This is a genomic window from Hydrogenophaga defluvii (assembly GCF_042665235.1).
In the GTDB taxonomy this organism is placed as follows: Bacteria; Pseudomonadota; Gammaproteobacteria; order Burkholderiales; family Burkholderiaceae_C; genus Hydrogenophaga; species Hydrogenophaga defluvii_A.
On the sequence record NZ_JBHTBZ010000068.1, the window covers coordinates 1 to 21,981 of the forward strand.

At 64.1% G+C, this 21,981-nt stretch carries 21 protein-coding genes and 2 pseudogenes; 12 read left to right on the forward strand and 11 right to left on the reverse strand.

Going from position 1 to position 21,981, the window contains the following annotated elements:
* Window positions 1-467: pseudogene (locus ACFQU0_RS18320) on the forward strand (hypothetical protein); the annotation flags it as partial.
* Between the two features lie 245 nt (window positions 468-712).
* On the opposite strand, the gene ACFQU0_RS18325 reads toward ACFQU0_RS18320, so the two are convergent.
* On the reverse strand, window positions 713-907 hold the full coding sequence (locus ACFQU0_RS18325) for a hypothetical protein (RefSeq protein ID WP_382203172.1): 195 nt from the start codon (window positions 905-907) through the stop codon (window positions 713-715).
* Window positions 908-1,446: 539 nt separating this feature from the next.
* Window positions 1,447-1,767 carry a hypothetical protein gene (locus ACFQU0_RS18330; protein WP_382203173.1) on the reverse strand — a complete coding sequence of 107 codons (321 nt, stop codon included), beginning with the start codon at window positions 1,765-1,767 and terminating at the stop codon, window positions 1,447-1,449.
* 23 nt (window positions 1,768-1,790) lie between these two features.
* On the opposite strand from ACFQU0_RS18330, the gene ACFQU0_RS18335 reads away from it, so the two are divergent.
* From ACFQU0_RS18335 to ACFQU0_RS18355, 5 genes are all read left to right on the forward strand, one after another.
* A complete protein-coding gene (locus ACFQU0_RS18335; RefSeq protein ID WP_382203174.1) occupies window positions 1,791-2,762 on the forward strand; it encodes a M23 family metallopeptidase in 972 nt (323 codons plus the stop codon).
* Window positions 2,763-2,935: 173 nt separating this feature from the next.
* Window positions 2,936-5,674 (forward strand): preprotein translocase subunit SecA, encoded by a 2,739-nt coding sequence (gene secA / locus ACFQU0_RS18340; protein WP_382203175.1) that lies wholly within the window; start codon window positions 2,936-2,938, stop codon window positions 5,672-5,674.
* Window positions 5,675-5,684: 10 nt separating this feature from the next.
* Window positions 5,685-6,914: a bifunctional glutamate N-acetyltransferase/amino-acid acetyltransferase ArgJ gene (gene argJ / locus ACFQU0_RS18345; RefSeq protein WP_382203176.1), complete on the forward strand. Its 1,230-nt coding sequence runs from the start codon at window positions 5,685-5,687 to the stop codon at window positions 6,912-6,914.
* Between the two features lie 7 nt (window positions 6,915-6,921).
* Window positions 6,922-7,794, forward strand: coding sequence for an ATP-binding protein (locus ACFQU0_RS18350; RefSeq protein WP_382203177.1), 873 nt, complete (start codon window positions 6,922-6,924; stop codon window positions 7,792-7,794).
* Window positions 7,791-8,207 (forward strand): NUDIX domain-containing protein, encoded by a 417-nt coding sequence (locus ACFQU0_RS18355; protein ID WP_382203178.1) that lies wholly within the window; start codon window positions 7,791-7,793, stop codon window positions 8,205-8,207. Before ACFQU0_RS18350 ends, ACFQU0_RS18355 begins: the two co-directional genes overlap by 4 nt.
* Here the strand turns inward: ACFQU0_RS18355 and ACFQU0_RS18360 are convergent.
* The 6 genes from ACFQU0_RS18360 to pilB are packed head-to-tail and all read right to left on the reverse strand — an operon-like array spanning window position 8,194 to window position 13,642.
* Window positions 8,194-8,400 (reverse strand): DNA gyrase inhibitor YacG, encoded by a 207-nt coding sequence (locus ACFQU0_RS18360; protein WP_382203179.1) that lies wholly within the window; start codon window positions 8,398-8,400, stop codon window positions 8,194-8,196. The genes ACFQU0_RS18355 and ACFQU0_RS18360 overlap by 14 nt on opposite strands.
* Window positions 8,397-9,155, reverse strand: a complete 759-nt coding sequence (gene zapD / locus ACFQU0_RS18365) for a cell division protein ZapD (RefSeq protein WP_382203545.1) — start codon at window positions 9,153-9,155, stop codon at window positions 8,397-8,399. The genes ACFQU0_RS18360 and zapD overlap by 4 nt, the downstream gene beginning before the upstream one ends.
* 41 nt (window positions 9,156-9,196) lie before the next feature.
* Entirely contained in the window at window positions 9,197-9,805 is a 609-nt protein-coding gene (gene coaE / locus ACFQU0_RS18370) for a dephospho-CoA kinase (RefSeq protein ID WP_382203180.1), read from the reverse strand.
* Entirely contained in the window at window positions 9,802-10,650 is an 849-nt protein-coding gene (locus ACFQU0_RS18375) for a prepilin peptidase (protein ID WP_382203181.1), read from the reverse strand. Before ACFQU0_RS18375 ends, coaE begins: the two co-directional genes overlap by 4 nt.
* A complete protein-coding gene (locus tag ACFQU0_RS18380) occupies window positions 10,647-11,864 on the reverse strand; it encodes a type II secretion system F family protein (RefSeq protein ID WP_382203182.1) in 1,218 nt (405 codons plus the stop codon). Before ACFQU0_RS18380 ends, ACFQU0_RS18375 begins: the two co-directional genes overlap by 4 nt.
* Window positions 11,865-11,905: 41 nt before the next feature.
* Window positions 11,906-13,642 (reverse strand): type IV-A pilus assembly ATPase PilB, encoded by a 1,737-nt coding sequence (gene pilB, locus ACFQU0_RS18385; protein WP_382203183.1) that lies wholly within the window; start codon window positions 13,640-13,642, stop codon window positions 11,906-11,908.
* Between the two features lie 239 nt (window positions 13,643-13,881).
* Here pilB and accB point away from each other — a divergent pair, with 239 nt between their 5' ends.
* Genes accB through prmA form a run of 3 tightly spaced genes read left to right on the forward strand, consistent with a single transcriptional unit; the run spans window position 13,882 to window position 16,590 of the window.
* On the forward strand, window positions 13,882-14,343 hold the full coding sequence (gene accB / locus ACFQU0_RS18390; RefSeq protein WP_382203184.1) for an acetyl-CoA carboxylase biotin carboxyl carrier protein: 462 nt from the start codon (window positions 13,882-13,884) through the stop codon (window positions 14,341-14,343).
* A 13-nt stretch (window positions 14,344-14,356) separates the two neighbouring features.
* Window positions 14,357-15,706 (forward strand): acetyl-CoA carboxylase biotin carboxylase subunit, encoded by a 1,350-nt coding sequence (accC, locus tag ACFQU0_RS18395; protein WP_382203185.1) that lies wholly within the window; start codon window positions 14,357-14,359, stop codon window positions 15,704-15,706.
* Window positions 15,706-16,590 carry a 50S ribosomal protein L11 methyltransferase gene (gene prmA, locus ACFQU0_RS18400; protein ID WP_382203186.1) on the forward strand — a complete coding sequence of 295 codons (885 nt, stop codon included), beginning with the start codon at window positions 15,706-15,708 and terminating at the stop codon, window positions 16,588-16,590. The genes accC and prmA overlap by 1 nt, the downstream gene beginning before the upstream one ends.
* Before the next feature lie 7 nt (window positions 16,591-16,597).
* On the opposite strand, the gene ACFQU0_RS18405 is transcribed toward prmA, so the two are convergent.
* Window positions 16,598-17,764, reverse strand: coding sequence for a methyl-accepting chemotaxis protein (locus ACFQU0_RS18405; protein WP_382203187.1), 1,167 nt, complete (start codon window positions 17,762-17,764; stop codon window positions 16,598-16,600).
* 105 nt (window positions 17,765-17,869) lie between these two features.
* Here ACFQU0_RS18405 and ACFQU0_RS18410 point away from each other — a divergent pair.
* From ACFQU0_RS18410 to ACFQU0_RS18420, 3 genes and pseudogenes are all read left to right on the forward strand, one after another.
* A pseudogene (locus tag ACFQU0_RS18410) lies at window positions 17,870-17,974 on the forward strand (zinc-ribbon domain-containing protein); the annotation flags it as partial.
* 228 nt (window positions 17,975-18,202) lie between these two features.
* On the forward strand, window positions 18,203-18,850 hold the full coding sequence (locus ACFQU0_RS18415; protein WP_382203547.1) for a DUF3426 domain-containing protein: 648 nt from the start codon (window positions 18,203-18,205) through the stop codon (window positions 18,848-18,850).
* A gap of 19 nt (window positions 18,851-18,869) precedes the next feature.
* Entirely contained in the window at window positions 18,870-19,778 is a 909-nt protein-coding gene (locus ACFQU0_RS18420) for a carbohydrate kinase family protein (protein ID WP_382203188.1), read from the forward strand.
* Between the two features lie 57 nt (window positions 19,779-19,835).
* Here ACFQU0_RS18420 and ACFQU0_RS18425 read toward each other — a convergent pair whose 3' ends face one another.
* Together ACFQU0_RS18425 and ACFQU0_RS18430 are read right to left on the reverse strand one after the other, a co-directional pair.
* On the reverse strand, window positions 19,836-20,399 hold the full coding sequence (locus tag ACFQU0_RS18425; RefSeq protein ID WP_382203549.1) for a histone: 564 nt from the start codon (window positions 20,397-20,399) through the stop codon (window positions 19,836-19,838).
* Between the two features lie 210 nt (window positions 20,400-20,609).
* On the reverse strand, window positions 20,610-21,836 hold the full coding sequence (locus ACFQU0_RS18430; protein ID WP_382203551.1) for a ribonucleotide-diphosphate reductase subunit beta: 1,227 nt from the start codon (window positions 21,834-21,836) through the stop codon (window positions 20,610-20,612).
* Window positions 21,837-21,981 lie beyond the last annotated feature (145 nt).

The window sequence follows — 21,981 nt, forward strand, 5'->3', positions numbered from 1 at the left end:
AGGCGATGCTGATAGGTCAAGCAACGGCGCTGCAAACCATCTTCGTGAGCCTTGCCAAGCGGGCGCACCATCAACAGTATCAACGGCACCTTGAGGCGTTTTTAGGGCTTGCCCTGAAAGCCCAGGCGCAGAGCCGAGCGACCATTCAGGCAGTTATCGACCTGAAGTTTCCCCGGCAGGCCACGTTCGTAAAGCAGGCCAATATTGCCCACGGACCGCAACAGGTGAACAACGGTATCCAACAGGTATCCAGCGAAACACAGCAAAACGTCAGCAGGCCAGAGGGGGCCACGCGCGCGCTGGAAAACCAGACTGAGCAAAACGAACTATTGGAGGGAACTACGCATGTCAGAGGTACGCACACCAGTACGCACATGGACGCCAGAGCGACGGCAACGGCAGCGCGAGGCAATCCAGCGGTGGAAACCCTGGCAAAAAGCCACCGGCCCAAGAAGCGCGGCAGGTAAGGCGGCGTCGGCACGCAACGCCTACAAGGGCGGGCATACCGTCAAGCTGCGGCGGATGATCGTGGAGTTGAACGGGCTACTTCGGGAGCAACGGCAAAGCCTGAGCGATGCCGACCAGTGAGGCCGTAAGGTGTAGACAGGGCCGGGGGCGGGTTGAAAGTCTGGAAGGTCGAACGACCTAGACCGACTGGTTTCTCACGCGGAGAAAAAATCCCCTTTTTCAGCAAATTCAAATGGCGGGCAAATCAATGCACTGCGGGCGGCGGCATCATGGCGTTGATGGCTATGCCTTCCATGAGGTCGGACACACGGGCCATGCCAACAATTAGCGCCATCATCGTATCGGCGCACTGAGGCGCGGCATCGACGGCGGCCTGTAGGCGCAACACTTCGTCAAGAGCATCCTCAAGCTGTTGTTGATCGGCGGGCGATGGCTTCATGGTGCCTGTCATTCTCTGACAGTTCACGATGGCCGGACACTCACATGCTCATGGCGGCAGCGCAAAAGGTACTCCGACGGGGTTTGCCCTACGGGAGCGCAGAGGCGCGAAGATCGACAGTTTTTCGGTGCCCCTAAGGTTGTAGTTTTTATTGTGTCGGGCTGTGGCTGCCTTTGGCGGCCCTGCGACAACGATTAGCGCATCCTGAACCGTTGTAATTGTCAAAAACGGTTTACATTTGAGGGTGAGCGGCAACGCTCCCGGCTTCACCTCCCTGAGCCGGTCCGCTTCACTGCGGATTCCCACCCGGCCTTGTGTCGGGTTTTTTTTGCCTGTGCTGTAGGCTGTGCGCGACACCGTGGCGGAAGTTTTCGGAAGTGTTAAGCGGGGCACAACCAGACGGAGCAAACCGGGGTATCAAGGCCATCACCGGGGAACAAATCGGGGAACAAATCGGTTTTAGAACGATGAAAATCGTTTAAAAACAATGTGCTAGAGCGTGAATGTGGCTCCGACAAGCGCACCATTTTTTCACGCACTCAGCGCCAGCTGCCTTGCTGGACCTTGATGCGCAACTGGCCCACCGCCAAACCCTTGTGTTCCAGTGCGAGCTTCATGGCGGGCAGCATCTGCCGCAGCTTGGCCGCCGCCGCGGTGTTGTCCACCAGCAGACACCAGTCGCTGCCGTCCAGCGGACCAGAGCGCACCGCTTTTCGCATGCCCGCCGGCAGCAATGGCAAAATAACGGCCAATCTTTTCTGGGATTGCGCCACCAAGTCGCTCAAGTGAGCGAGGGTCGGTGCGGCATGGATGGCCTGTTGCAGGCTCATCATCTGGTGGGTACGGGTCTGAGCATTCATGTGGGGCCCGCAACTGAGAACGTATGCATCTGATTATCACCGACGCCTGGGTGGCCAAGAGCCGCGCCCTGCACCTCACCGGGGTGCAGTTGGTGCTGGCCGGGCTGAGCCTGTCGGCGGTGTTGGTGCTGACCTCGCTTGGGCTGTACCACTGGGTGTTTCTGGAGGGCGCGCGCCAGGGCTGGCCAGTGGTCGGTCCCATGGTGAAGCTGCTGCTCAAGAGCGAGATCGAGTCGCAGGACGCGGTCATGCGCGACAACCTGGACGCCATGGCCAAACGCCTGGGTCAGATGCAGGCGCGGCTGGTGCAGCTCGAATCCCTGGGCGAGCGCGTGGCCGGGCTGGCGGGTGTTCCTGCTGCCGACCCCAAACTGCGCGGTGCGGCAGGTGGTGCCTTGATCGCGCCGCGTGCCATGACCGCCGAGGAACTGAGCCATTCGCTGGAACGCTTCGATGCCGCCGCCCTGGGACAGATGGACTGGCTCACCGTGACCGAGTCGCGTCTGTTCGAGCAAAAGGTCAGAAGCAGTCGGCTGCCCACCCAGCACCCCGTAGAAGGCGTGGACACGGGCTCCGGATTCGGCTGGCGCGTCGATCCGATCACCGGCCAGTCGGCCCTGCACAGCGGCCTGGATTTTCCAGCCGACACGGGCACGCCCATCGTGGCGGCTGCCGGCGGTGTGGTGGTGTTTGCCGGTTGGCATGCGGCGTATGGTCACATGGTCGAGGTGGATCACGGCAACGATCTGGTCACACGCTACGCCCACGCGTCCCAATTGCACGCCAAGCAAGGCGACCTCGTGCGGCGCGGCCAGAAGATCGCCAATGTGGGCAACACCGGCCGTTCCACCGGAGCGCACCTGCACTTTGAGGTGCTGGTGGCCGGTGTGCCCCAGGACCCGCAGAAATTCCTCGATGCCGGCAGACTTGCCGCGCAGCCGCAGGAAGCCCGCGCCGGGCCGTCCACACGTGTTGCCAGCGGCCCGCGCCGCTGACCTGCCTGCCCAGCTCCGCGCCCCTGGCCAACAGGGCTGCACAGGTAGAATCGTCCGGTTGGGCGCGGTGCGCCCATTCCCTTGTTTTCAACGGCTTGGCAGATCCCAAGAGCACCCAGAACCGTCACGCCCAGCGCCCGCCCACAGCGCGGTTGCGCGAGTGAAAAACACCTATGGCCACAAATTTCCTGACCAAAATCTTTGGCAGCCGCAACGACCGCCTGCTCAAGACCTACCGCAAAGCGGTGGAGCAGATCAACCGGTTGGAGCCGCAGTTCGAGCAACTCAGCGATGAGCAACTGAAGGCCAAGACCGAAGAGTTCAAACAGCGCGTGGCGCAAGGCGAAAGCGTGGACAAGCTGTTGCCCGAGGCCTTTGCCGTTGTGCGCGAAGGCAGCAAGCGCATCATGAAAATGCGCCACTTCGACGTGCAGTTGCTGGGCGGCATTGCCCTGCACCACGGCAAGGTGGCCGAGATGCGCACAGGCGAAGGCAAGACACTGACGGCAACGCTGCCCGTGTACCTGAACGCGCTCACCGGCAAGGGTGTGCATGTGGTCACGGTCAACGATTACCTGGCCAGCCGCGACGCGCAGTGGATGGGCCGCCTCTACAACTTCCTGGGCCTGTCGGTGGGCATCAACCTGCCACAGATGGCCCGCGAGGACAAGCAGGCCGCCTACCGTGCCGACATCACCTACGGCACCAACAACGAGTATGGCTTTGACTACCTGCGCGACAACATGGTCTACGAGACCGTGGACCGCGTGCAGCGTGGCCTGCACTACGCCATCGTGGACGAGGTGGACTCCATCCTGATCGACGAGGCGCGCACGCCCCTCATCATCAGCGGGCAGGCCGAAGACCACACCGCGCTCTACATCGCCATCAACCAGGTGGTGCCGCTGCTGACGCGGCAAGAGGGTGAAGCCGACCCACGCACGGGTGAGGGCGTGATCAAGCCGGGCGATTTCACGGTCGATGAAAAAGGCCACGCCATCCACATGACCGAGCAGGGGCATGAGAACGCCGAGCGCATTCTCACGCAGGCTGGCTTGCTGGCCGAAGGCGCATCGCTTTACGACCCCAGCAACATCGCCCTGATGCACCACCTGGTGACCGCACTCAAGGCGCACCACCTCTACCACCGCGACCAGCACTACGTGAACCAGGGGGGCGAGATCGTCATCGTGGACGAATTCACCGGCCGCCTGATGTCGGGCCGGCGTTGGAGCGACGGCTTGCACCAGGCGGTGGAAGCCAAAGAGGGCGTGGGCATCCAGGCCGAGAATCAGACCCTGGCCTCGATCACCTTCCAGAACTATTTCCGCCTGTACGGCAAGCTGGCCGGCATGACCGGCACGGCCGACACCGAGGCCTACGAATTCCAGGAAATTTATGGCCTCGAAACCGTGGTGCTGCCGCCCAACCGCCCCAGCCAGCGCAAGGACGAGCTGGACCGCGTCTACAAGACCACCAAGGAAAAGTACGACGCTGCCATCGCCGATATCAAGGAATGCCACGAGCGTGGCCAACCGGTGCTGGTGGGCACGTCCTCCATCGAGAACTCGGAAATCATTTCCGAGCTGCTGAAAAAAGCGGGCTTGCCGCACGAGGTGCTCAACGCCAAACAACACGCGCGTGAAGCCGACATCATCGTGCAGGCCGGCCGGCCCAAGGCCATCACCATCGCCACCAACATGGCGGGCCGCGGCACCGATATCGTGCTGGGTGGCAACCTGGAGAAGATGACGGCCGCCATCGAGGCCGATGCCTCGCTGGACGAAGCCGCCAAGGCCCAGCGCATCGAGGCGCTGCGCGCCCAGTGGCAGGCCGACCACGACCAGGTCAAGGCCTTGGGTGGCCTGCGCATCATCGCCACCGAGCGCCACGAAAGCCGCCGCATCGACAACCAGCTGCGCGGCCGTTCGGGCCGCCAGGGCGACCCCGGTTCTTCGCGCTTCTACCTGAGCCTGGACGATTCGCTGATGCGCATCTTCGCGGGCGACCGCGTGCGCGCCATCATGGACCGCCTGAAGATGCCCGAAGGCGAGGCCATCGAGGCCGGCATCGTGACCCGCAGCATCGAGAGCGCGCAGCGCAAGGTCGAGGCCCGCAACTTCGACATCCGCAAGCAGTTGCTCGAATACGACGACGTGTCCAACGATCAGCGCAAGGTCATCTACCAGCAGCGCAACGACATCCTGGACGCCCACGACCTGAGCAGCCAGATCGCCGGTCTGCGCGAAGGGGCCATCACCGACGTGGTGCGCGCCTACGTGCCCGAAGCCAGCGTGGAAGAGCAGTGGGACCTGCCCGGCCTGGAGCAGGTGCTGCGCGACGAGTGGGGCGTTGATGTCGAGTTGGTCAATTTTGTGGCGCAGGCCGAAGCCGTGACCGATGAAGACCTGGTCGAGCGCGTGGTGAACGCCGCGAACGAGGTGTTCAACGCCAAGGTGGCACAGGTGGGCGCCGAGAGCTTCACACAGTTCGAGCGCATGGTGCTGCTGCAGAACATCGACTCGCACTGGCGCGAGCACCTCAGCGCGCTGGACTACCTGCGCCAAGGCATCCACCTGCGTGGCTACGCACAAAAGCAGCCCAAGCAGGAATACAAGCGTGAGGCCTTTGTGCTGTTCGGGCAGTTGCTCGACACGGTGAAAAACGACGTGACCCGCACCCTGATGAACGTGCGCATCCAGTCCGACGAACAAATGGCCCAGGCAGCACAAGCGCTGGAGGCCAGCGCCGAACGTGTGAGCAACGTGACCTACACCGCGCCCACCGAAACGGGCGAGGTCGAAACCGTGGTGGACGCCACCACGGCCGCCATGCCACGTGTGGGCCGCAACGATCCCTGCCCCTGCGGCAGCGGTAAAAAATTCAAGCTGTGCCACGGCAAGCTGAGCTGAGGAGTTTGAGATGGCTGTGAACTGGACTGCGCCCGAGGCGGCGAGCATCCTGCCCGTGCCGGGCGTGCGTATTGGTGTGACGGAGGCCGGCGTGCGCAAGGCCAACCGCAAGGACCTGACGGTGTTCCTGCTGGACGATGGCGCGGCCGTGGCCGGCGTGTTCACGCAAAACCGCTACTGCGCCGCGCCCGTGCAAATCTGCCGCGAGCACCTGGCGATGGGCACCGGCATACGCGCCATGGTCATCAATACCGGCAATGCCAACGCCGGCACCGGCGAGCCGGGGTTGGTCAACGCGCGCGCCACTTGCATCGCCCTGGCCAAGGCGCTGCAGATCGCGCCGTCGCAGGTGTTGCCGTTCTCGACCGGCGTCATCATGGAACCGCTGCCCGTGGACCGTGTGCTGGCCGGCCTGCCCGCTGCCATCGCGGACGCTCAAGCCGTGCACTGGCTCAAGGCCGCTGAAGGCATCATGACCACCGATACCGTGGCCAAGGCGGCGAGCCGCCAGGTGGTGGTGGGTGGCCAGACCGTGACCGTCACCGGCATTGCCAAGGGCGCGGGCATGATCCGCCCCAACATGGCCACCATGCTGGGCTTTGTGGCCACCGACGCCAACATCGCCCCCGCGCTGCTGCAAAGCCTGGCGCGCGAACTGGCCGACGGCTCCTTCAACCGCGTGACGGTGGACGGCGACACCTCCACCAACGACAGCTTTGTGCTGGTGGCGACACGCCAGGCCGCGCATGCCGAGATCACCGCCTGGGACGGCGCCGAGGCGCAAGCCCTCAAGGCCGCGCTGCTGGACGTGGCGCGCACCCTGGCGCACGCCATCGTGCGCGACGGCGAGGGCGCGACCAAGTTCATCGCTGTGCGCGTCGAAGGCGGCGCCAGCACCGAGGAATGCCTCAAGGTGGCCTACGCGGTGGCGCACTCGCCGCTGGTCAAAACCGCCTTCTTCGCCAGCGACCCCAACCTGGGTCGCATTCTGGCGGCGGTGGGCTATGCCGGCATCACCGACCTGGACCAGGGCAAGATCGAGTTGCACTTGGACGACGTGCACGTGGTCACCCAAGGCGGGCGCAACCCCAGCTACCGCGAGGAAGATGGCGCACGCGTGATGAAACAAAGCGAGATCACCATCCGCATCGGCCTGGGCCGTGGTGCGGTGGCTGACACCGTATGGACCTGCGACTTCAGCCACGACTACGTGACCATCAACGCCGATTACCGGAGTTGATTGCAGCATGAACGAACACTTTGAGCGCCTGCTGCAACGCGTCGAGCAGCTGATCACCCGCATCGAGTCCGTTCTTCCGCAGCCCCTGGGCGAGCCCGACTGGGCCGCGTCCATTGCCTACCGTTACCGCAAACGCAGCAGCGGTCATGGCGGCCTGGAGCCGGTGCGCCACGTGGCCGACATGCGCCTGGCCTCGCTCAAGGAAATCGACCAGCAGAAAGAAAAGATCCAACGCAACACCGAGCAGTTCGTTACAGGCCTGCCGGCCAACAACGTGCTGCTGACCGGCGCGCGTGGTACCGGCAAAAGTTCGCTCATCAAGGCCTGCCTCAACGAATACGCGTCCCAGGGTCTGCGCCTGATTGAAGTGGATAAGGCCGACCTCACCGACCTGCCCGACATCGTGGACGTGGTGGCCGAGCGGCCCGAGAAGTTCATCGTCTTCTGCGACGACCTGAGCTTCGAGGACGGTGAGCCCGGCTACAAGGCACTCAAGTCCATCCTGGATGGCTCGGTCTCGGCGGCCTCGCCCAACGTGCTGATTTACGCGACCAGCAACCGGCGCCACCTGCTGCCCGAGTACATGAAGGAAAACCTCAGCTACACGCACACCGCCGATGGCGAGGTGCATCCGGGCGAGGTGGTGGAGGAGAAGATCTCGCTGTCCGAGCGCTTCGGCCTCTGGGTGAGCTTCTATCCTTTCAGCCAGGACGAGTACCTGGCCATCGTGGCGCAGTGGTTGTCGTCCTTCAACGTGCCGGCAGCGGCCATCGAAGCCGCCCGACCCGAGGCACTGGTGTGGGCCTTAGAGCGTGGCTCGCGCAGCGGCCGTGTGGCCTACCAGTTCGCGCGCGATTACGCCGGCAAACACGCTTCATGAGCGATACCCGCAGGCACACCGAGGTGGCCGTTGGCATCCTCATCCGCCAGGATGGGGCGCTGCTGCTGTCCACCCGCCCCGAGGGCAAGGCCTACGCTGGTTACTGGGAGTTCCCGGGCGGCAAGATCGAGGCGGGCGAGACGGTGGCAGAGGCCTTGCAGCGCGAACTGGTCGAGGAACTGGGTGTGACGATTGGCGAGGCCTACGAGTGGAAGGTCACCGAACACGACTACCCGCACGCACTGGTGCGGCTGCACTGGTGCAAGGTGTTCGAGTGGTGCGGTGAGTTTGAGATGCGCGAAGGCCAGCAGATGGCCTGGCAGACGTTCCCGTTGACGGTGTCACCGGTGTTGCCAGGGGCTTATCCGGTGCTTGACTGGCTGGAAGCCGAACAAGGCGTCACTGGAGCCTAGGGTCGCCGAACGGTTGTTCGTCGGGCGGTGCTTCGGCGGGCACGCGGAAGTGTTCGGCCGCCCACGCACCGATGTCCAGGTTTTTGCAGCGCTCGCAACAAAACGGCCTGTACGGGTTGGACGTGGCGTAGACGCTGTCGCCGCCGCAGCCGGGGCAGCGCACCAGGCGGGGCTTGACCTCGGTGCCGCTCATGCGCACAGGCTCAATTCAAAATTCATGTCCACATCGGTGGCGCCGTGCAAGCGGTGGTCTTCGCCCATGCGCATCATGCGCACCGAAAACATCAGGCGGTTGCCGCTGATTTCGGGTACCAGGCCCTGGCTGCCATCAATGAACACACGCAGCAGTTGGAAGCTGCGCCCCTGTGGCAGGTTTTGCTGAAACTGCCCGCCCACAGCCACCACCTTTTGGGGCGACCCCGCGTCACGCAGGAGCTTGAGCAGCCAGTGGATGGCCTCGGCCAAAGGTGCGAGGTGACCGACCCAGCCGTTGAGATCTTGCTGACGGCGCTCGGGCGGCTGGTGCTGCCAGTCGTAGTAAGCGGGCAGATCGAATTCGCAGGTGCCGCCGGGGATGCCGATGCGGCTGCGTATGGCCATGAGCCAGTCGTTGTCGGTCAAGGCCTGGCCGATCTTGCCGGAGATGGCATTGAGGGCGGTAAAACAGCTGTCAAGCTGACCCACGATCTGGTCGAGGGCGGCTTCAGAGATGGCCGGGTTGCCCCGGTAGCTGTTGAGCTGCTGCTTGTGTTTTTCCAGGTCCTTGAGCACGTCCGTTTTCATGTCGGCGCGCGCCGCCACGTCCATCACCTCGAAGATGGTCTGGATGGCGAAGTGGTGGTCCAGCGCGTGTGTGCGTGGCACCAGTTCACCCAGGCGCCGGAACAGGTCTTCCAGTCGAAGGTAGGTCCGGATGCGTTCGTTGAAGGGGTACTCGTACAGGATCACGGCGCGGGCTGGCTGGCTGGCAGGTGGGCGGACAGCGGGCATCATAGCCCGAATGATGTGGCCAGCGCCCGCACGTCGCGTTCCAATTGCAGCAGGGTGTTGCCAGCGCCGTTGAAAACCACGGCGTCGGCGGCGGCCAGTCGCTGGGCACGTGTGGCCTGTTGCTGGATGACGGCTTGCACGGCGTCACGTGCCCAGCCGTTGCGCGCCATCACGCGCTCGATCTGGGTCTCGTGGTCGCAATCGACCACCACCACGGCATCCACCCGGCCTCGCCAGTGGGGCGACTCGACCAGCAGCGGCACGTCGAACACCACACACGGGGCCGCGCTTTGGGCCAGGGCCTGTGCCATGGCTTGCTGCACACAGGGGTGGACGATGGCTTCCAGCGCCTTCTTGGCTGCCGGGTCGCTGAACACCCGTGCGCGCATCTGGTCGCGGTCCAGGCTGCCGTCGGCGGCCACAAAGTGGTCGCCAAACACGCGGCGGATATCGGGGATGGCACTGCCGCCAGCGGCCGTGCTGGCGCGCGACATGCCGTCGGCGTCCAGCACCTGGGCACCGAATGAGGCCAGCAACTGGGCCACGGTGCTTTTGCCGCTGCCTATGCCTCCGGTGAGCCCCAGGCGCAAGCCAGGCCCAGTGGTCACAGGCCCACCACCTTGAGGATGGCTTGCGGGCCGAAGACCAAGGCCGCAAAACCCGCACCGGCCAGAAACGGGCCAAAGGGCACGTAGCCTCCCTCACGCAGGTTGTCGAAAACCTTCATGCCAATGCCCACCACGGCGCCGATGACCGACGCCATGAGCACCATGGGCACCAGCGCTTGCCAGCCGAACCAGGCGCCCAGAGCGGCCAGCAGCTTGAAGTCGCCATAGCCCATGCCTTCCTTGCCCGTGGCCAGCTTGAACAGCCAGTAGATGCTCCACAACGACAGGTAGCCGGCCACAGCGCCCCACAGCGCATCGGTCAGCGGCACGCGGGTCCATTGGAGCGCTGCGGCGATCAGACCGGCCCACAGCAGGGGCAGGGTGATGTCGTCGGGCAGCAAGGTGGTGTCCCAGTCGATGGCGGCCAAGGCCAGCAAGGCGGCGGAAAACCCCCACCACGCCAGGGTGCTCAGGCTCATGCCGTGGCGGTCAAAACAGAAGACAAACAGCGCGCCCGTCAGCAGTTCGATGGCGGGGTAGCGCCAGCCGATGCGCGTGCCACATTCGGCGCAGCGCGCTTTCAGGGCCAGCCAGCTCAGCACCGGGATGTTCTGGTACCAGCGGATGGGCGCATGGCAGCTGGGGCAATGCGAACGTGGCGTGACCAGGTTGAAGGGTTTGCCGGCGTCGGCGGGTGCCTGGCCCGACAGTTCGGCACACTCAGCCGCCCAGCGCCGCTCCATCATCTTGGGCAGGCGGTGGATGACCACATTGAGAAAGCTGCCGATGAGCAAGCCCAGGATGCCCGCCAGCAGCGGGCCAGCCAAACCGATGTCCACCGTCACACCACCTGGCCCAGTTTGAAGATGGGCAGGTACATCGAGACCACGATGCCGCCGATGATGGTGCCCAGGATCACGATGATGATGGGCTCCATCAGGCTGGACAGGCCGGCCACCATGTCGTCCACCTCGGCTTCGTAGAAGTCTGCGGCCTTGCCCAGCATGTGGTCGATGGAGCCCGACTCTTCGCCGATGGCGCACATCTGTATCACCATGGACGGGAAGATGTTGGCGTTGGTCATGGCCGCCGTCAGGCTGGTGCCGGTAGAAACCTCTTGCTGGATTTTTTCGGTGGCCACGGCGTAGACGGCGTTGCCCGACGCGCCGCCCACCGAGTCGAGTGCCTCCACCAGCGGCACACCGGCGGCGAACATGGTCGACAAGGTGCGCGTCCAGCGCGCGACCACCGATTTTTCAACCAGCGCGCCAAAGATGGGGATGCGCAACAGCAGCTTGTCCATGAAGTGCTGCATTTTTTCGTTGCGCCGCCAAGCCTGGAAAAAGAAGTAGAGGCCACCACCAATGATGCCGAAGATCAGCCACCAGTAGGCGACAAAAAACTCGCTCATGGCAATGACGAAGAGGGTGGGCGCGGGCAGGTCGGCGCCGAAGGATGAGAACACCTGTTTGAACGCCGGGATCACAAAAATCATGATCACCGTCACCACCACAAACGCCACCACGATCACCGCGATGGGGTACATCAGGGCCGACTTGATCTTGGACTTGATCGCCTCGGTTTTTTCCATGTAGGTGGCCAGGCGGTCCAGCAGCTCTTCCAGAATACCGGCCGCCTCGCCCGCTTCCACCAGGTTGCAGTACAGGTTGTTGAAGTACAGCGGGTGCTTGCGGAAAGCCGAACTCAGCGAGGTACCGGTTTCCACATCGGTGCGCACATCGTTGAGCAGGCGGGTCACGCTGACGTTGGGGTTGCCGCGGCCCACAATATCGAAGGCCTGCAGCAAGGGCACACCGGCTTTCATCATGGTGGCCAGCTGGCGGGTGAAGATGGCGATGTCCTTGGGCTTGATGGCCTTGCCCGAGCGCATGCGGCGCTTCTTGATTTTGGTGGGCAGAATGCCCTGACGCCGCAGCGAGGCCTGCACCTGGTTTTCGCCCCCGGCACGCGTTTCACCCCGAACCACCTTGCCATTGCGGTCCTTGCCTTCCCACTCGAACACATACTCCTTGATGTCTTTCGATGCTGCGGTTGCCATGTGGGTCCTCTGGTGTCGGGGGCTTGTGCCGGCGCGTGGGCTCACTCGTTGGTGCAGTTCAGCACCTCTTCGAGTGAGGTAACGCCCAGTTTAACCTTGTGTAACCCTGCTTCGCGCAGGGTGCGCACACCTTCGCGCCGCGCCTGCTCGGCGATTTCGAGCGCGCTGCCGCCGCGCAAGATGATGCGTTGCATGTCTTCGGTGATGGGCATGACCTGGTAGATGCCCACCCGGCCTTTGTAGCCGTTGTTGCAGGCGTTGCAGCCCACTGGTTTGTAAGGGCGCCAGCTGCCGTCCAGTTCTTCGGGTTTGTAGCCGGCGGTCAGCAAGGCGTGCTCCGGCACGGTCAAAGGCACTTTGCACAAGGGGCACAGACGGCGCGCCAAGCGTTGCGCGGTGATCAGGATGCCGCTGGACGCGATGTTGAACGGCGCGATGCCCATGTTGATCATGCGCGTGAGCGTGGCCGGTGCGTCGTTGGTGTGCAGGGTGGACAAGACCATGTGGCCGGTCTGGGCCGCTTTGATCGCGATGTCGGCCGTTTCCAGGTCGCGGATCTCGCCCACCATGATCACGTCCGGGTCCTGGCGCAGAAAGGCCTTGAGGGCGGAGGCAAAGGTCAGGCCCGCCTTTTCGTTGACGTTGACCTGGTTGACGCCGGGCAGGTTGATTTCCGACGGGTCTTCCGCCGTCGAAATGTTCACGCCCGGCAGGTTGAGGATGTTCAGACAGGTGTAGAGCGACACCGTTTTGCCCGAGCCCGTGGGGCCGGTGACCAGCACCATGCCGTAAGGCCGGGAAATCGCATCCATCAGCTTTTTCTTCTCATCGGGCTCGTATCCGAGCGCTTCGATGCCCATCTTCGCGCTGCTGGGGTCGAGGATACGGATCACGATCTTCTCGCCAAACAGCGTGGGCAAGGTGCTGACGCGGAAGTCGATCACCTTTTCCGGGCCGACCTTGAGCTTCATGCGCCCGTCTTGCGGCACGCGCTTTTCGGAGATGTCCATCTTGGAGATCACCTTGATACGCGAGGCCAGTTTGTCCTTGATGGCCACCGGCGGGCTGGCGATCTCGCGCAGCTCGCCGTCGATGCGGAAGCGCACGCGGTAGTTGTGCTCGTAGGGCTCAAAATGCAGGTCAGATGCGCGCATGCTGAAGGCATCGAGCAGCATCTTCTGCAAAAAGCGCACAACAGGTGCGTCTTCCACTTCGGCCGACACCTTGTCCGCAGGCTCGCCGGAGCTCATCTCCACGCTGGATTCGTCGAATTCGAAGTCGCCGCCAACGATGTGATCGATGGCTTCACCCGCCGTGGTGCTGGCGGCATCCACCAGCTTGCTGAGCTTGTCGTATTCGGCAATCACCCAGTCCACGCCCAGCTGGGAGGAGAACTTGATCTTCTCCAGCGCCTGGTGGTCAGACGGGTCGGCGGTGGCGATGGTCAGGCGGTTGCTGCGCTTGCTCAACACCAGAATGCGCGCTTGTTGGCAGACTTTGGGGTCCAACACACCTTCAGGTAGGCGCTTGACGTCCACCGCATCGAGGTCGAGCAGTGGTGCGGCAAAGGCCTGCGACATGGTGTGTGCCAGGTCGGCCGATGACACCGCGCCGCTGCCCACCAGTTCCGAGATGAAACTGGTGCGCTGGGCCTGGGCCTTGGCGTAAATGTCCTCAGCACGGCGTGCGTCGAGTTTGCCGGCAGCCACCAGCGTGCGCGCCAGGCCTGGCAACGCCATGGTCACGGTGGGGGTGGTGGTCTTGTCGTCTTCAGCCATGGGTGGCAGCCGGCTGCAGGGTGCGGTCCAGGGCGGGAGATGCCCACTTTGCAGCTGCTAAAACTGTGCGGCCGACTGGGCGATTAAGGGCAGATGCCTGCATGTTGTCGGTGAATTGACCGAAATTGCTTACCACAAACGCCGGAAAGGTCGAAAATGAAGCTTCGTGTATAGTCCGCACGCTTTTCAACCATTGTGTATGGTTTGTTGCATTCTAGGTGCACATACTGGAGAAATATATGGATTTGCGCAAACTCAAGACCCTGATCGATCTGGTCTCCGAGTCCAACGTGTCGGAACTCGAAATCACGGAAGCCGAAGGCAAGGTCAGGATCGTCAAGAGCGCGCCCGTGGGGGGCGTTGCGCCGATGATGCAGGCGGCGCCGTTGGTGACGCTGGCACCCGCTGCGGCGGCTGCCCAGCCGGCGGTGGCAGCTGCCGAACCGGTGGTGGCCGCCGCTCCGGCCGGCCACGTGGTCAAGTCGCCCATGGTGGGCACCTTCTACCGGGCGTCCAGTCCCGGTGCCAAGCCCTTTGTTGAAGTGGGTGCGTCCATCAAGGAAGGCGAAGCCATCTGCATCGTCGAAGCCATGAAGATCTTGAACGAGATCGAAGCCGATAAAACCGGCACCGTGACCCAGATCCTGGTCGAGAATGGCCAGCCGGTGGAATACGGCCAACCGCTGTTCATCATCGAGTGAGCGGCGCTGCGCCATGTTCAAGAAAATCCTGATTGCGAACCGCGGCGAAATCGCCTTGCGGATTCAGCGCGCCTGCCGGGAGATGGGCATCAAGGCGGTGATGGTCTATTCCGAGGCCGACCGCGACGCCAAATACGTCAAGCTGGCCGATGAGGCCGTGTGCATCGGCCCGGCGCCGTCGGCCCAGAGTTACCTCAACATGCCGGCCATCATTTCGGCCGCCGAGGTGACCGATGCCGAGGCCATCCACCCTGGCTACGGTTTCCTGAGCGAAAACGCCGATTTTGCCGAGCGGGTGGAAAAAAGCGGCTTCAAGTTCATTGGTCCCACCCCCGAATCCATCCGCCTGATGGGCGACAAGGTGTCGGCCAAACAGGCCATGATTCGCGCGGGTGTACCTTGCGTGCCGGGCTCCGAAGGTGCCTTGCCGGCCGACCCGGCGGTGATCAAGCGCACCGCCAAGGCGATTGGCTACCCGGTCATCATCAAGGCCGCAGGCGGTGGCGGCGGGCGTGGCATGCGGGTGGTGCACACCGAGGCGGCCCTGCTGCACGCGGTGCAGACCACCAAGGCGGAAGCGGGTGCGGCCTTTGGCAACCCCGAGGTGTACATGGAGAAGTTTCTCCAGAACCCGCGCCACATCGAGATCCAGATCCTGGCCGACCAGCACCGCAACGCGGTCTACCTGGGTGAGCGCGACTGCTCCATGCAGCGCCGCCACCAGAAGGTGATCGAGGAGGCGCCGGCGCCAGGCATCCCGCGCCGCCTGATTGAGAAGATCGGCGAACGCTGCGCAGCCGCTTGCAAGAAGATCGGCTACCGTGGCGCCGGCACCTTCGAGTTCTTGTACGAGAACGGTGAGTTCTACTTCATCGAAATGAACACTCGTGTGCAGGTGGAGCACCCGGTGACCGAGTGGATCACGGGCATCGACATCGTGCGCACCCAGATCGCAGTGGCCGCAGGTGAGAAGTTGCCCTTCACCCAGCGCCAGATCGTGCTGCGTGGTCACGCCATCGAGTGCCGCATCAACGCCGAAGACCCCTACAAGTTCACGCCTTCGCCTGGCCGTGTGACCACCTGGCACGCCCCGGGCGGCCCGGGTGTGCGGGTCGATTCGCATGTGTACGCCAACTACTTTGTGCCACCCAACTACGATTCCATGGTGGGCAAAATCATCGTGCATGGCGATACCCGCGAGCAGGCGCTGGCGCGCATGAGCACGGCGCTGAGTGAAACGGTGGTCGAGGGCATCCTCACCAACATCCCGCTGCACCGCGAGCTGATGGTGGACGCCAACTTCGTAGCCGGTGGCACCAACATCCACTACCTCGAAGAGTGGCTCTCCAAAAGAGTTCGCTGATGTTTGAACTGACCCTGCTGGCCCCCGAAGACCGCGTCGAGACGCTGAGCGAGGCGCTGGAGGCGCTCGACGCTTTGAGCGTGTCGGTGGAAGACGCCGATGCCTTGACGGAGGCCGAGCAGGCGCTGTTCGGCGAGCCCGGCATGCCGCCGCCCAAGGCCGGTTGGCAGCGTTCGCGTGTGGTGGCCTTGTTCGGTGAAGAGGCCGCAGCGCGTGAAGCGGCAGCGTTGCTGCAGGTGCAGGATTTTTTCGATGGCTGCGAAGTGCTGGCCATCACCACCCTGGCCGACCAGGACTGGGTGCGCCTGACACAGTCGCAGTTTGATCCGGTCGAGATCACGCCCACTTTCTGGATCGTGCCGAGTTGGCACGAGCCGCCGGCCCAGGCGCGCCAGGTCATCCGCCTGGACCCGGGCCTGGCCTTTGGCACTGGCACCCACCCGACCACACGCATGTGCCTGCGTTGGGTGGCCGCGCGCGATCTGGTGGGGCAGCGCGTGCTCGACTACGGTTGTGGCTCGGGCATCTTGGCCATAGGCGCGGCCAAGCAGGGTGCAAACGACATCGTGGCGGTGGACATCGATCCTGCTGCCGTGGAATCCACCCGTTTGAACGCGGCCAACAACCACGTGGCCTTGCACGCGGGTTTGCCCGACCAGGCGCAGGGCGTCTACCAGGTGGTGCTGGCCAACATCCTGGCCACGCCGCTCAAGGTGCTGGCGCCGCTGCTCTGTGCTTTTGTTGCCGACGGCGGCCACCTGGTGCTGGCCGGTATCCTGTCGCGCCAGGTCGACGAGCTCAAAGCCGCCTACGCACCCTGGCTGGTGCTGGACGTGGCCGACGAACTGGACGGCTGGGTGCTGATGACCGCACGGCGTGGCTGAGCCAGCATCACGCTGCCCAGGCGATGGCCTGCTGTGATCCGCGCAACCTGAACATGCTCACGGCACCCACCAGTTGTTGCGCCTGCTGACGCAGCTGGTCGGCTGCGGCGGCAGATTCTTCCACCAGGGCCGCGTTCTGCTGGGTCATGTGGTCCAGGTCCTCGATGGCCTGCTGCATCCCCGTCACGCTGTGGGCCTGCTGTGTGCTGGATTGGCTCAGCCGCCCCATCACGCGGCCCACCTCGCCCACGGTGTGGACTATGTCCTGCATCGCCTGGCCGGCGTCGCGCACCAGTGTGGCACCGTCGGCCACCTTGCGCGTGGAGGTCGTGATCAGCTGCCGGATTTCGGCGGCCGCCGCGCCGCTGCGTGTGGCCAGCGTGCGCACCTCCGCCGCCACCACAGCAAAACCACGCCCCAGTTCGCCCGCGCGTGCCGCCTCCACCGCCGCGTTCAGGGCCAAGATATTGGTCTGAAAAGCGATGCTGTCGATGACGCCGATGATGTCGTTCATGCGCTGGCTGTCCGCGTGCATGCCGTCCATGGTCAACACCACCCGGGTGACCACCTCGCCGCCTTGCTGGGCCGCCGTGGCAGCGCGGGCCGCCAGTTGATCGGCTTCCTGCGTTGCCTGACCGGCTTGAGCGATGTGCTGGCTCAGGGTTTGCATGTCCAGCACCACCTGTTGAAGGCGCTGGGCGCCTTGTTCGGTGCGCTGGCTCAGGTCCATGTTGCCTTGTGCCATCTCGCCCGATACCTCGGAGACGGTGTGGGTGGCTGTCTGAATGCGCCCCAGGCTGGACTGCAGCTGCCCCACCAGCTGACCCAGCGAGGCCATCAGGCTGCTCGCTGGCGCTTGGGGGATGTCCATGTCGAGCTGGCCCGCAGCCAGGTCCGAAAGGACACGCCGCGCGCGCGACGGATCGGCGCCAAGTACCCGGGTGGCGGTGCGCCGTATCCAGACCGTGAAGCCCAGGCAGGTGACCACACAGGCAACGGTCAGCACCACCACCAGCCAGCCGCCGGTGGCTATCCAGGCCGCCAGTTGTTCGGGCGTGGCTTGGGCCGCCTGTGCGTGCAACCACCATGCGCCCAGTCCCACCGCGCCGCCGGCGCCGGCCACCATGCCTGTGGGCACCAGCATGGACAGTGTGAGTTTTTGCGTGTAGTTCATGGCATCTGAAGGCGAAACAAGGGAACCACTTTAGCGGCAACGCCCGCACCATGTGAAGCTGGCCCTGCACAAGGGGTGGCGTGCGCCCCCCTACAATCGCCGGCAATGAGCTTCGTCACCCGATGCCCCGCCTGTGCCACCCATTTCAGGGTGGTGTCCGATCAGCTCAAGATTTCGGATGGGTGGGTGCGTTGTGGGCAATGTGGCGAGGTGTTTGATGCCTCGGCCCATTTGACGCCGTTGCCACCGTCCGCCCCTGAACCAGCCCCAACGGTCGAGGCGCCAGCGGAAACCTGGTCGGCGGTGGTGCCTCCGTCGCCAGAGCCAGAGCCAGAGCCAGAGCCAGAGCCAGAGCCAGAGCCAGAGCCAGAGCCAGAGCCAGAGCCAGAGCCAGAGCCAGAGCCGCCGGTGGTGCCGTTGGTCGAGCCTCCGAGTGCCTTGCCATCCGATGACGATGCGCAGGACTCGATGTACGACCTGCCACCTGCGGCACAGCTGCTGCCGCCATCCGCAGCCGAGGCAGACGATCTGGCGGCCAACGAAGCGGTGCTGGCCGCATTCCCCGAGCAGGTGGGGTTTGTGCGCCAGGCGCAGCGCCGCGCTTGGTGGGCGCGCCCAGCGGTGCGATGGGGTCTTGGCGTGCTGAGCCTGCTGTTGTGCGCCGGCCTGTTGTTGCAATGGGTGCTGTTCGAGCGCGATCGGATCGCGGCCCTGCGGCCCGATCTGCGCCCCGCCCTGGAAACCTTGTGCCAGCCGCTTGGGTGCCAGATCGAGCCGTTGCGGCTGGTGCAGGCGTTGAGCATCGACAGCACCACCCTGGCGCGCCGGGGCAATGGCCGCTACGCACTGGAGGTCGTTCTGCGCAATGCCTCGGTGTTCGAGCTCGCCATGCCCGCGCTCGAATTGAGTCTCACCGATGTGCGCGACCAACTGTTGTTGCGTCGCGTGATCCTTCCGGCCGAGTTGCCGGTGGCGCCGGCCACCGTGCCCGCCAACAACACCTTGACCTTGCGCATCGATGTGCTCATCGATGGGCCGGCGGGGGACGCGCTGGCCGGCTACCGGACCCTGGTTTTTTATCCCTGACCGCTCACCTCTTCACACCATGTCCATTTACGTTTGTGGCTCGCTGGCCTTCGACACCATCATGTCTTTTGAGGGGCGTTTTGCCGAGCAGCTCCTGCCCGAGCAACTGCACATCCTCAACGTGTCCTTTCTGGTGCCCGCGCTGCGGCGCGAGTACGGCGGTTGTGCCGGCAACATCGCCTACGGTCTGCGCCAGCTCGGGGCAACGGTCACGCCGGTGGCCACGCTGGGCAACGACGGGCAGGACTACCTGGCGCGGCTGAAGGCCTTGGCCATCGACACCAGCCACGTGCAGGTGGCGGCGGCCGAATACACGGCACAGGCCATGATCATGACCGACCGCGACAACAACCAGATCACGGCCTTCCACCCCGGCGCCATGGCGCAGGCCCACCTCAATCCCATTCGGGCAGAGGGAGCAGGCCACATCGGCATCATCGCGCCCGATGGCCGAGAGGCCATGCTGCGCCATGCCGAGCAGTTCCATGCGGCGGGCATCCCGTTTGTGTTCGACCCTGGTCAGGGCCTGCCCATGTTCGACGGTGCCGAGCTGCGCCATTTCATCGAGCTGGCCGATTGGGTGGCGGTCAACGATTACGAAGGGCACATGCTCAGCGAGCGCACCGGCTGGAGCCTGGGCGAGGTGTCGCAACAGGTGCGTGGTCTGGTGGTGACGCTGGGTGAACACGGTGTGGATCTCTGGGAACAAGGCCAGGCCCAACGTGTGACGGGCGAGCGTGCCGAACAGGTGCTCGATCCCACGGGGTGTGGCGATGCGTTCCGTGCGGCCTTGCTGTGGGGCTTGTCTCAGGGGTGGCCCCTGGCGCGTTGTGCGGCGCTGGGCAACCGCATGGGCGCGCGCAAAATTGCCAGCCGGGGTCCGCAGAACTACCAACTCAGCGACGCTGACCGCAACGTGGCGCCCTGACCATGAAAAAAGCCCGGTGCATTGCACCGGGCTTTTGGCTTTCAGCGAGGCCTGAAATCAGGGTTTGCTGGAAGTGGGGAAAGGCCATGCGGCCTGCGGGTTCAGCGTGGTTTGTGCTGCGGGTGCAGGGGCAGGCTTGGCGGGCGCCTTTTTCGCGGCGGCTTTTTTGGCGGGAGCGGCTTTCTTCGCCGGTGCAGCAGCCTTTTTGGGCGCAGCGGCCTTCTTCGCCGGAGCTGCCGCCTTCTTGGCCGGAGCGGCCTTCTTCGCCGGCGCTGCCGCCTTCTTGGCCGGAGCGGCCTTCTTCGCCGGAGCTGCCGCCTTCTTGGCCGGAGCGGCCTTCTTCGCCGGAGCTGCCGCCTTCTTGGCCGGAGCGGCCTTCTTCGCCGGAGCCGCCGCCTTCTTGGCCGGAGCGGCCTTCTTCGCCGGAGCTGCTGCCTTCTTGGCCGGAGCGGCCTTCTTCGCCGGAGCTGCTGCCTTCTTGGCCGGAGCGGCCTTCTTCGCCGGAGCCGCCGCCTTCTTGGCCGGAGCGGCCTTCTTCGCCGGTGCTGCCGCCTTCTTGGCCGGAGCCGCCTTCTTCGCCGGTGCGGCTTTCTTTGCCGCAGCTTTTTTCGCAGTTGCCATGTTGTTCTCCTTGATCAAGTTGCACAGTGCACCACACGTCCCAGGATGGACGTGCAGCGATTCAGCGGGTTGGGAGCCGGTGGATGCATGCCACTTGTGGTGCCCAGCGCGTTGAATGGGGAGACAAAACCCGCGCGCGGCGTTGCCACAGCGTGTTGGTCGGGTTTTGAAAATGAAGGCCGCATGTGAAGAAGGCGTGGTGTTGTCCAGTCAGTCCCAGGACAGGGCGCCGCCCGATTGGTACTCGATCACACGGGTTTCGAAGAAGTTGCGTTCCTTCTTGAGGTCGATCATCTCGCTCATCCAGGGGAACGGATTCTCTTCGTTGGGGAACAGGGCTTCGAGGCCAATCTGCGTGGCGCGCCGGTTGGCGATGTAGCGCAGGTAGCCCTTGAACATGGAGGCATTGAGGCCCAGCACGCCACGCGGCATGGTGTCCTCGGCGTAGCGGTACTCCAGCTCGACCGCCTTCTCGAACAGCGCCTTGATCTCGGCCTTGAACTCGGCCGTCCACAGGTGCGGGTTCTCCAGCTTGAGCTGGTTGATCAGGTCGATGCCGAAGTTGCAGTGCATGGACTCGTCGCGCAGGATGTACTGGTACTGCTCGGCGGCACCGGTCATCTTGTTCTGGCGACCCAGGGCCAGGATTTGCGTGAAGCCGACGTAGAAGAACAGGCCTTCCATCAGGCAGGCGAACACGATCAGGCTCTTGAGCAGGGTCTGATCGTTCTCGGGTGTGCCGGTTTTGAAGGACGGGTCCATGATCGCCTCGATGAAGGGGATCAGGAACTGGTCCTTGTCGCGGATGGAGGCCACCTCGTTGTAGGCGTTGAAGATCTCGCCTTCGTCCAGGCCCAGCGACTCGACGATGTACTGGTAGGCGTGGGTGTGGATGGCTTCTTCAAAAGCCTGGCGCAGCAGGAACTGGCGGCACTCGGGCGCGGTGATGTGGCGGTAGGTGCCCAACACGATGTTGTTCGCGGCCAGCGAGTCGGCGGTGACGAAGAAGCCGAGGTTGCGCTTGACGATGCGGCGCTCGTCTTCGCTCAGACCGTTGGGGTCCTTCCAGGTCGCGATGTCACGCGACATGTTGACCTCTTGTGGCATCCAGTGGTTGGCACAGGTGGCGAGGTATTTTTCCCAGGCCCACTTGTACTTGAAGGGCACCAGCTGGTTGACGTCGGTCTGGCCGTTGATGATGCGTTTGTCGGCGGCCGAGACGCGGCCACCGGCGTGTGCGCTGCGCGGGGCAACGGCCGCTTGGGCCAGTGCCTGCGCGTGAGCCGAAGCCTGTGCGGCGGCCAGCGAAGCGGAGGCGGGAGAGGGGGTGTGCATCGCCAGAGACGGCGAGGCGGTCACACCGCTGGGGCTGTTCGATGCCGGCGGCGTGTGGGTGCGTTGCGGTGAGGGCGTGACTTCGTCGTCCCAGGTCAGCATATCGGTTTCCAAGTGTGCGAATTATCAAAGCTGCGAATCGAAAAGCAAAGCGGCATCTCGATCCATCGCGCGTGTTTGTTGTGTGGGTGCATCGAAAAAAGGCACAAGCACATGCGACACCTGAGTGACCACATGTGCCGTGCCT

Excerpts from the sequence above, each read along its gene's own strand:
- ACFQU0_RS18325 (WP_382203172.1), bottom strand. The coding sequence starts at position 907 with ATGAAGCCATCGCCCGCCGATCAACAACAGCTTGAGGATGCTCTTGAC.
- ACFQU0_RS18330 (WP_382203173.1), bottom strand. The coding sequence starts at position 1,767 with ATGAATGCTCAGACCCGTACCCACCAGATGATGAGCCTGCAACAGGCC.
- ACFQU0_RS18335 (WP_382203174.1), top strand. The coding sequence starts at position 1,791 with ATGCATCTGATTATCACCGACGCCTGGGTGGCCAAGAGCCGCGCCCTG.
- secA (WP_382203175.1), top strand. The coding sequence starts at position 2,936 with ATGGCCACAAATTTCCTGACCAAAATCTTTGGCAGCCGCAACGACCGC.
- argJ (WP_382203176.1), top strand. The coding sequence starts at position 5,685 with ATGGCTGTGAACTGGACTGCGCCCGAGGCGGCGAGCATCCTGCCCGTG.
- ACFQU0_RS18350 (WP_382203177.1), top strand. The coding sequence starts at position 6,922 with ATGAACGAACACTTTGAGCGCCTGCTGCAACGCGTCGAGCAGCTGATC.
- ACFQU0_RS18355 (WP_382203178.1), top strand. The coding sequence starts at position 7,791 with ATGAGCGATACCCGCAGGCACACCGAGGTGGCCGTTGGCATCCTCATC.
- ACFQU0_RS18360 (WP_382203179.1), bottom strand. The coding sequence starts at position 8,400 with ATGAGCGGCACCGAGGTCAAGCCCCGCCTGGTGCGCTGCCCCGGCTGC.
- ACFQU0_RS18380 (WP_382203182.1), bottom strand. The coding sequence starts at position 11,864 with ATGGCAACCGCAGCATCGAAAGACATCAAGGAGTATGTGTTCGAGTGG.
- pilB (WP_382203183.1), bottom strand. The coding sequence starts at position 13,642 with ATGGCTGAAGACGACAAGACCACCACCCCCACCGTGACCATGGCGTTG.
- accB (WP_382203184.1), top strand. The coding sequence starts at position 13,882 with ATGGATTTGCGCAAACTCAAGACCCTGATCGATCTGGTCTCCGAGTCC.
- accC (WP_382203185.1), top strand. The coding sequence starts at position 14,357 with ATGTTCAAGAAAATCCTGATTGCGAACCGCGGCGAAATCGCCTTGCGG.
- prmA (WP_382203186.1), top strand. The coding sequence starts at position 15,706 with ATGTTTGAACTGACCCTGCTGGCCCCCGAAGACCGCGTCGAGACGCTG.
- ACFQU0_RS18405 (WP_382203187.1), bottom strand. The coding sequence starts at position 17,764 with ATGAACTACACGCAAAAACTCACACTGTCCATGCTGGTGCCCACAGGC.
- ACFQU0_RS18420 (WP_382203188.1), top strand. The coding sequence starts at position 18,870 with ATGTCCATTTACGTTTGTGGCTCGCTGGCCTTCGACACCATCATGTCT.
- ACFQU0_RS18425 (WP_382203549.1), bottom strand. The coding sequence starts at position 20,399 with ATGGCAACTGCGAAAAAAGCTGCGGCAAAGAAAGCCGCACCGGCGAAG.
- ACFQU0_RS18430 (WP_382203551.1), bottom strand. The coding sequence starts at position 21,836 with ATGCTGACCTGGGACGACGAAGTCACGCCCTCACCGCAACGCACCCAC.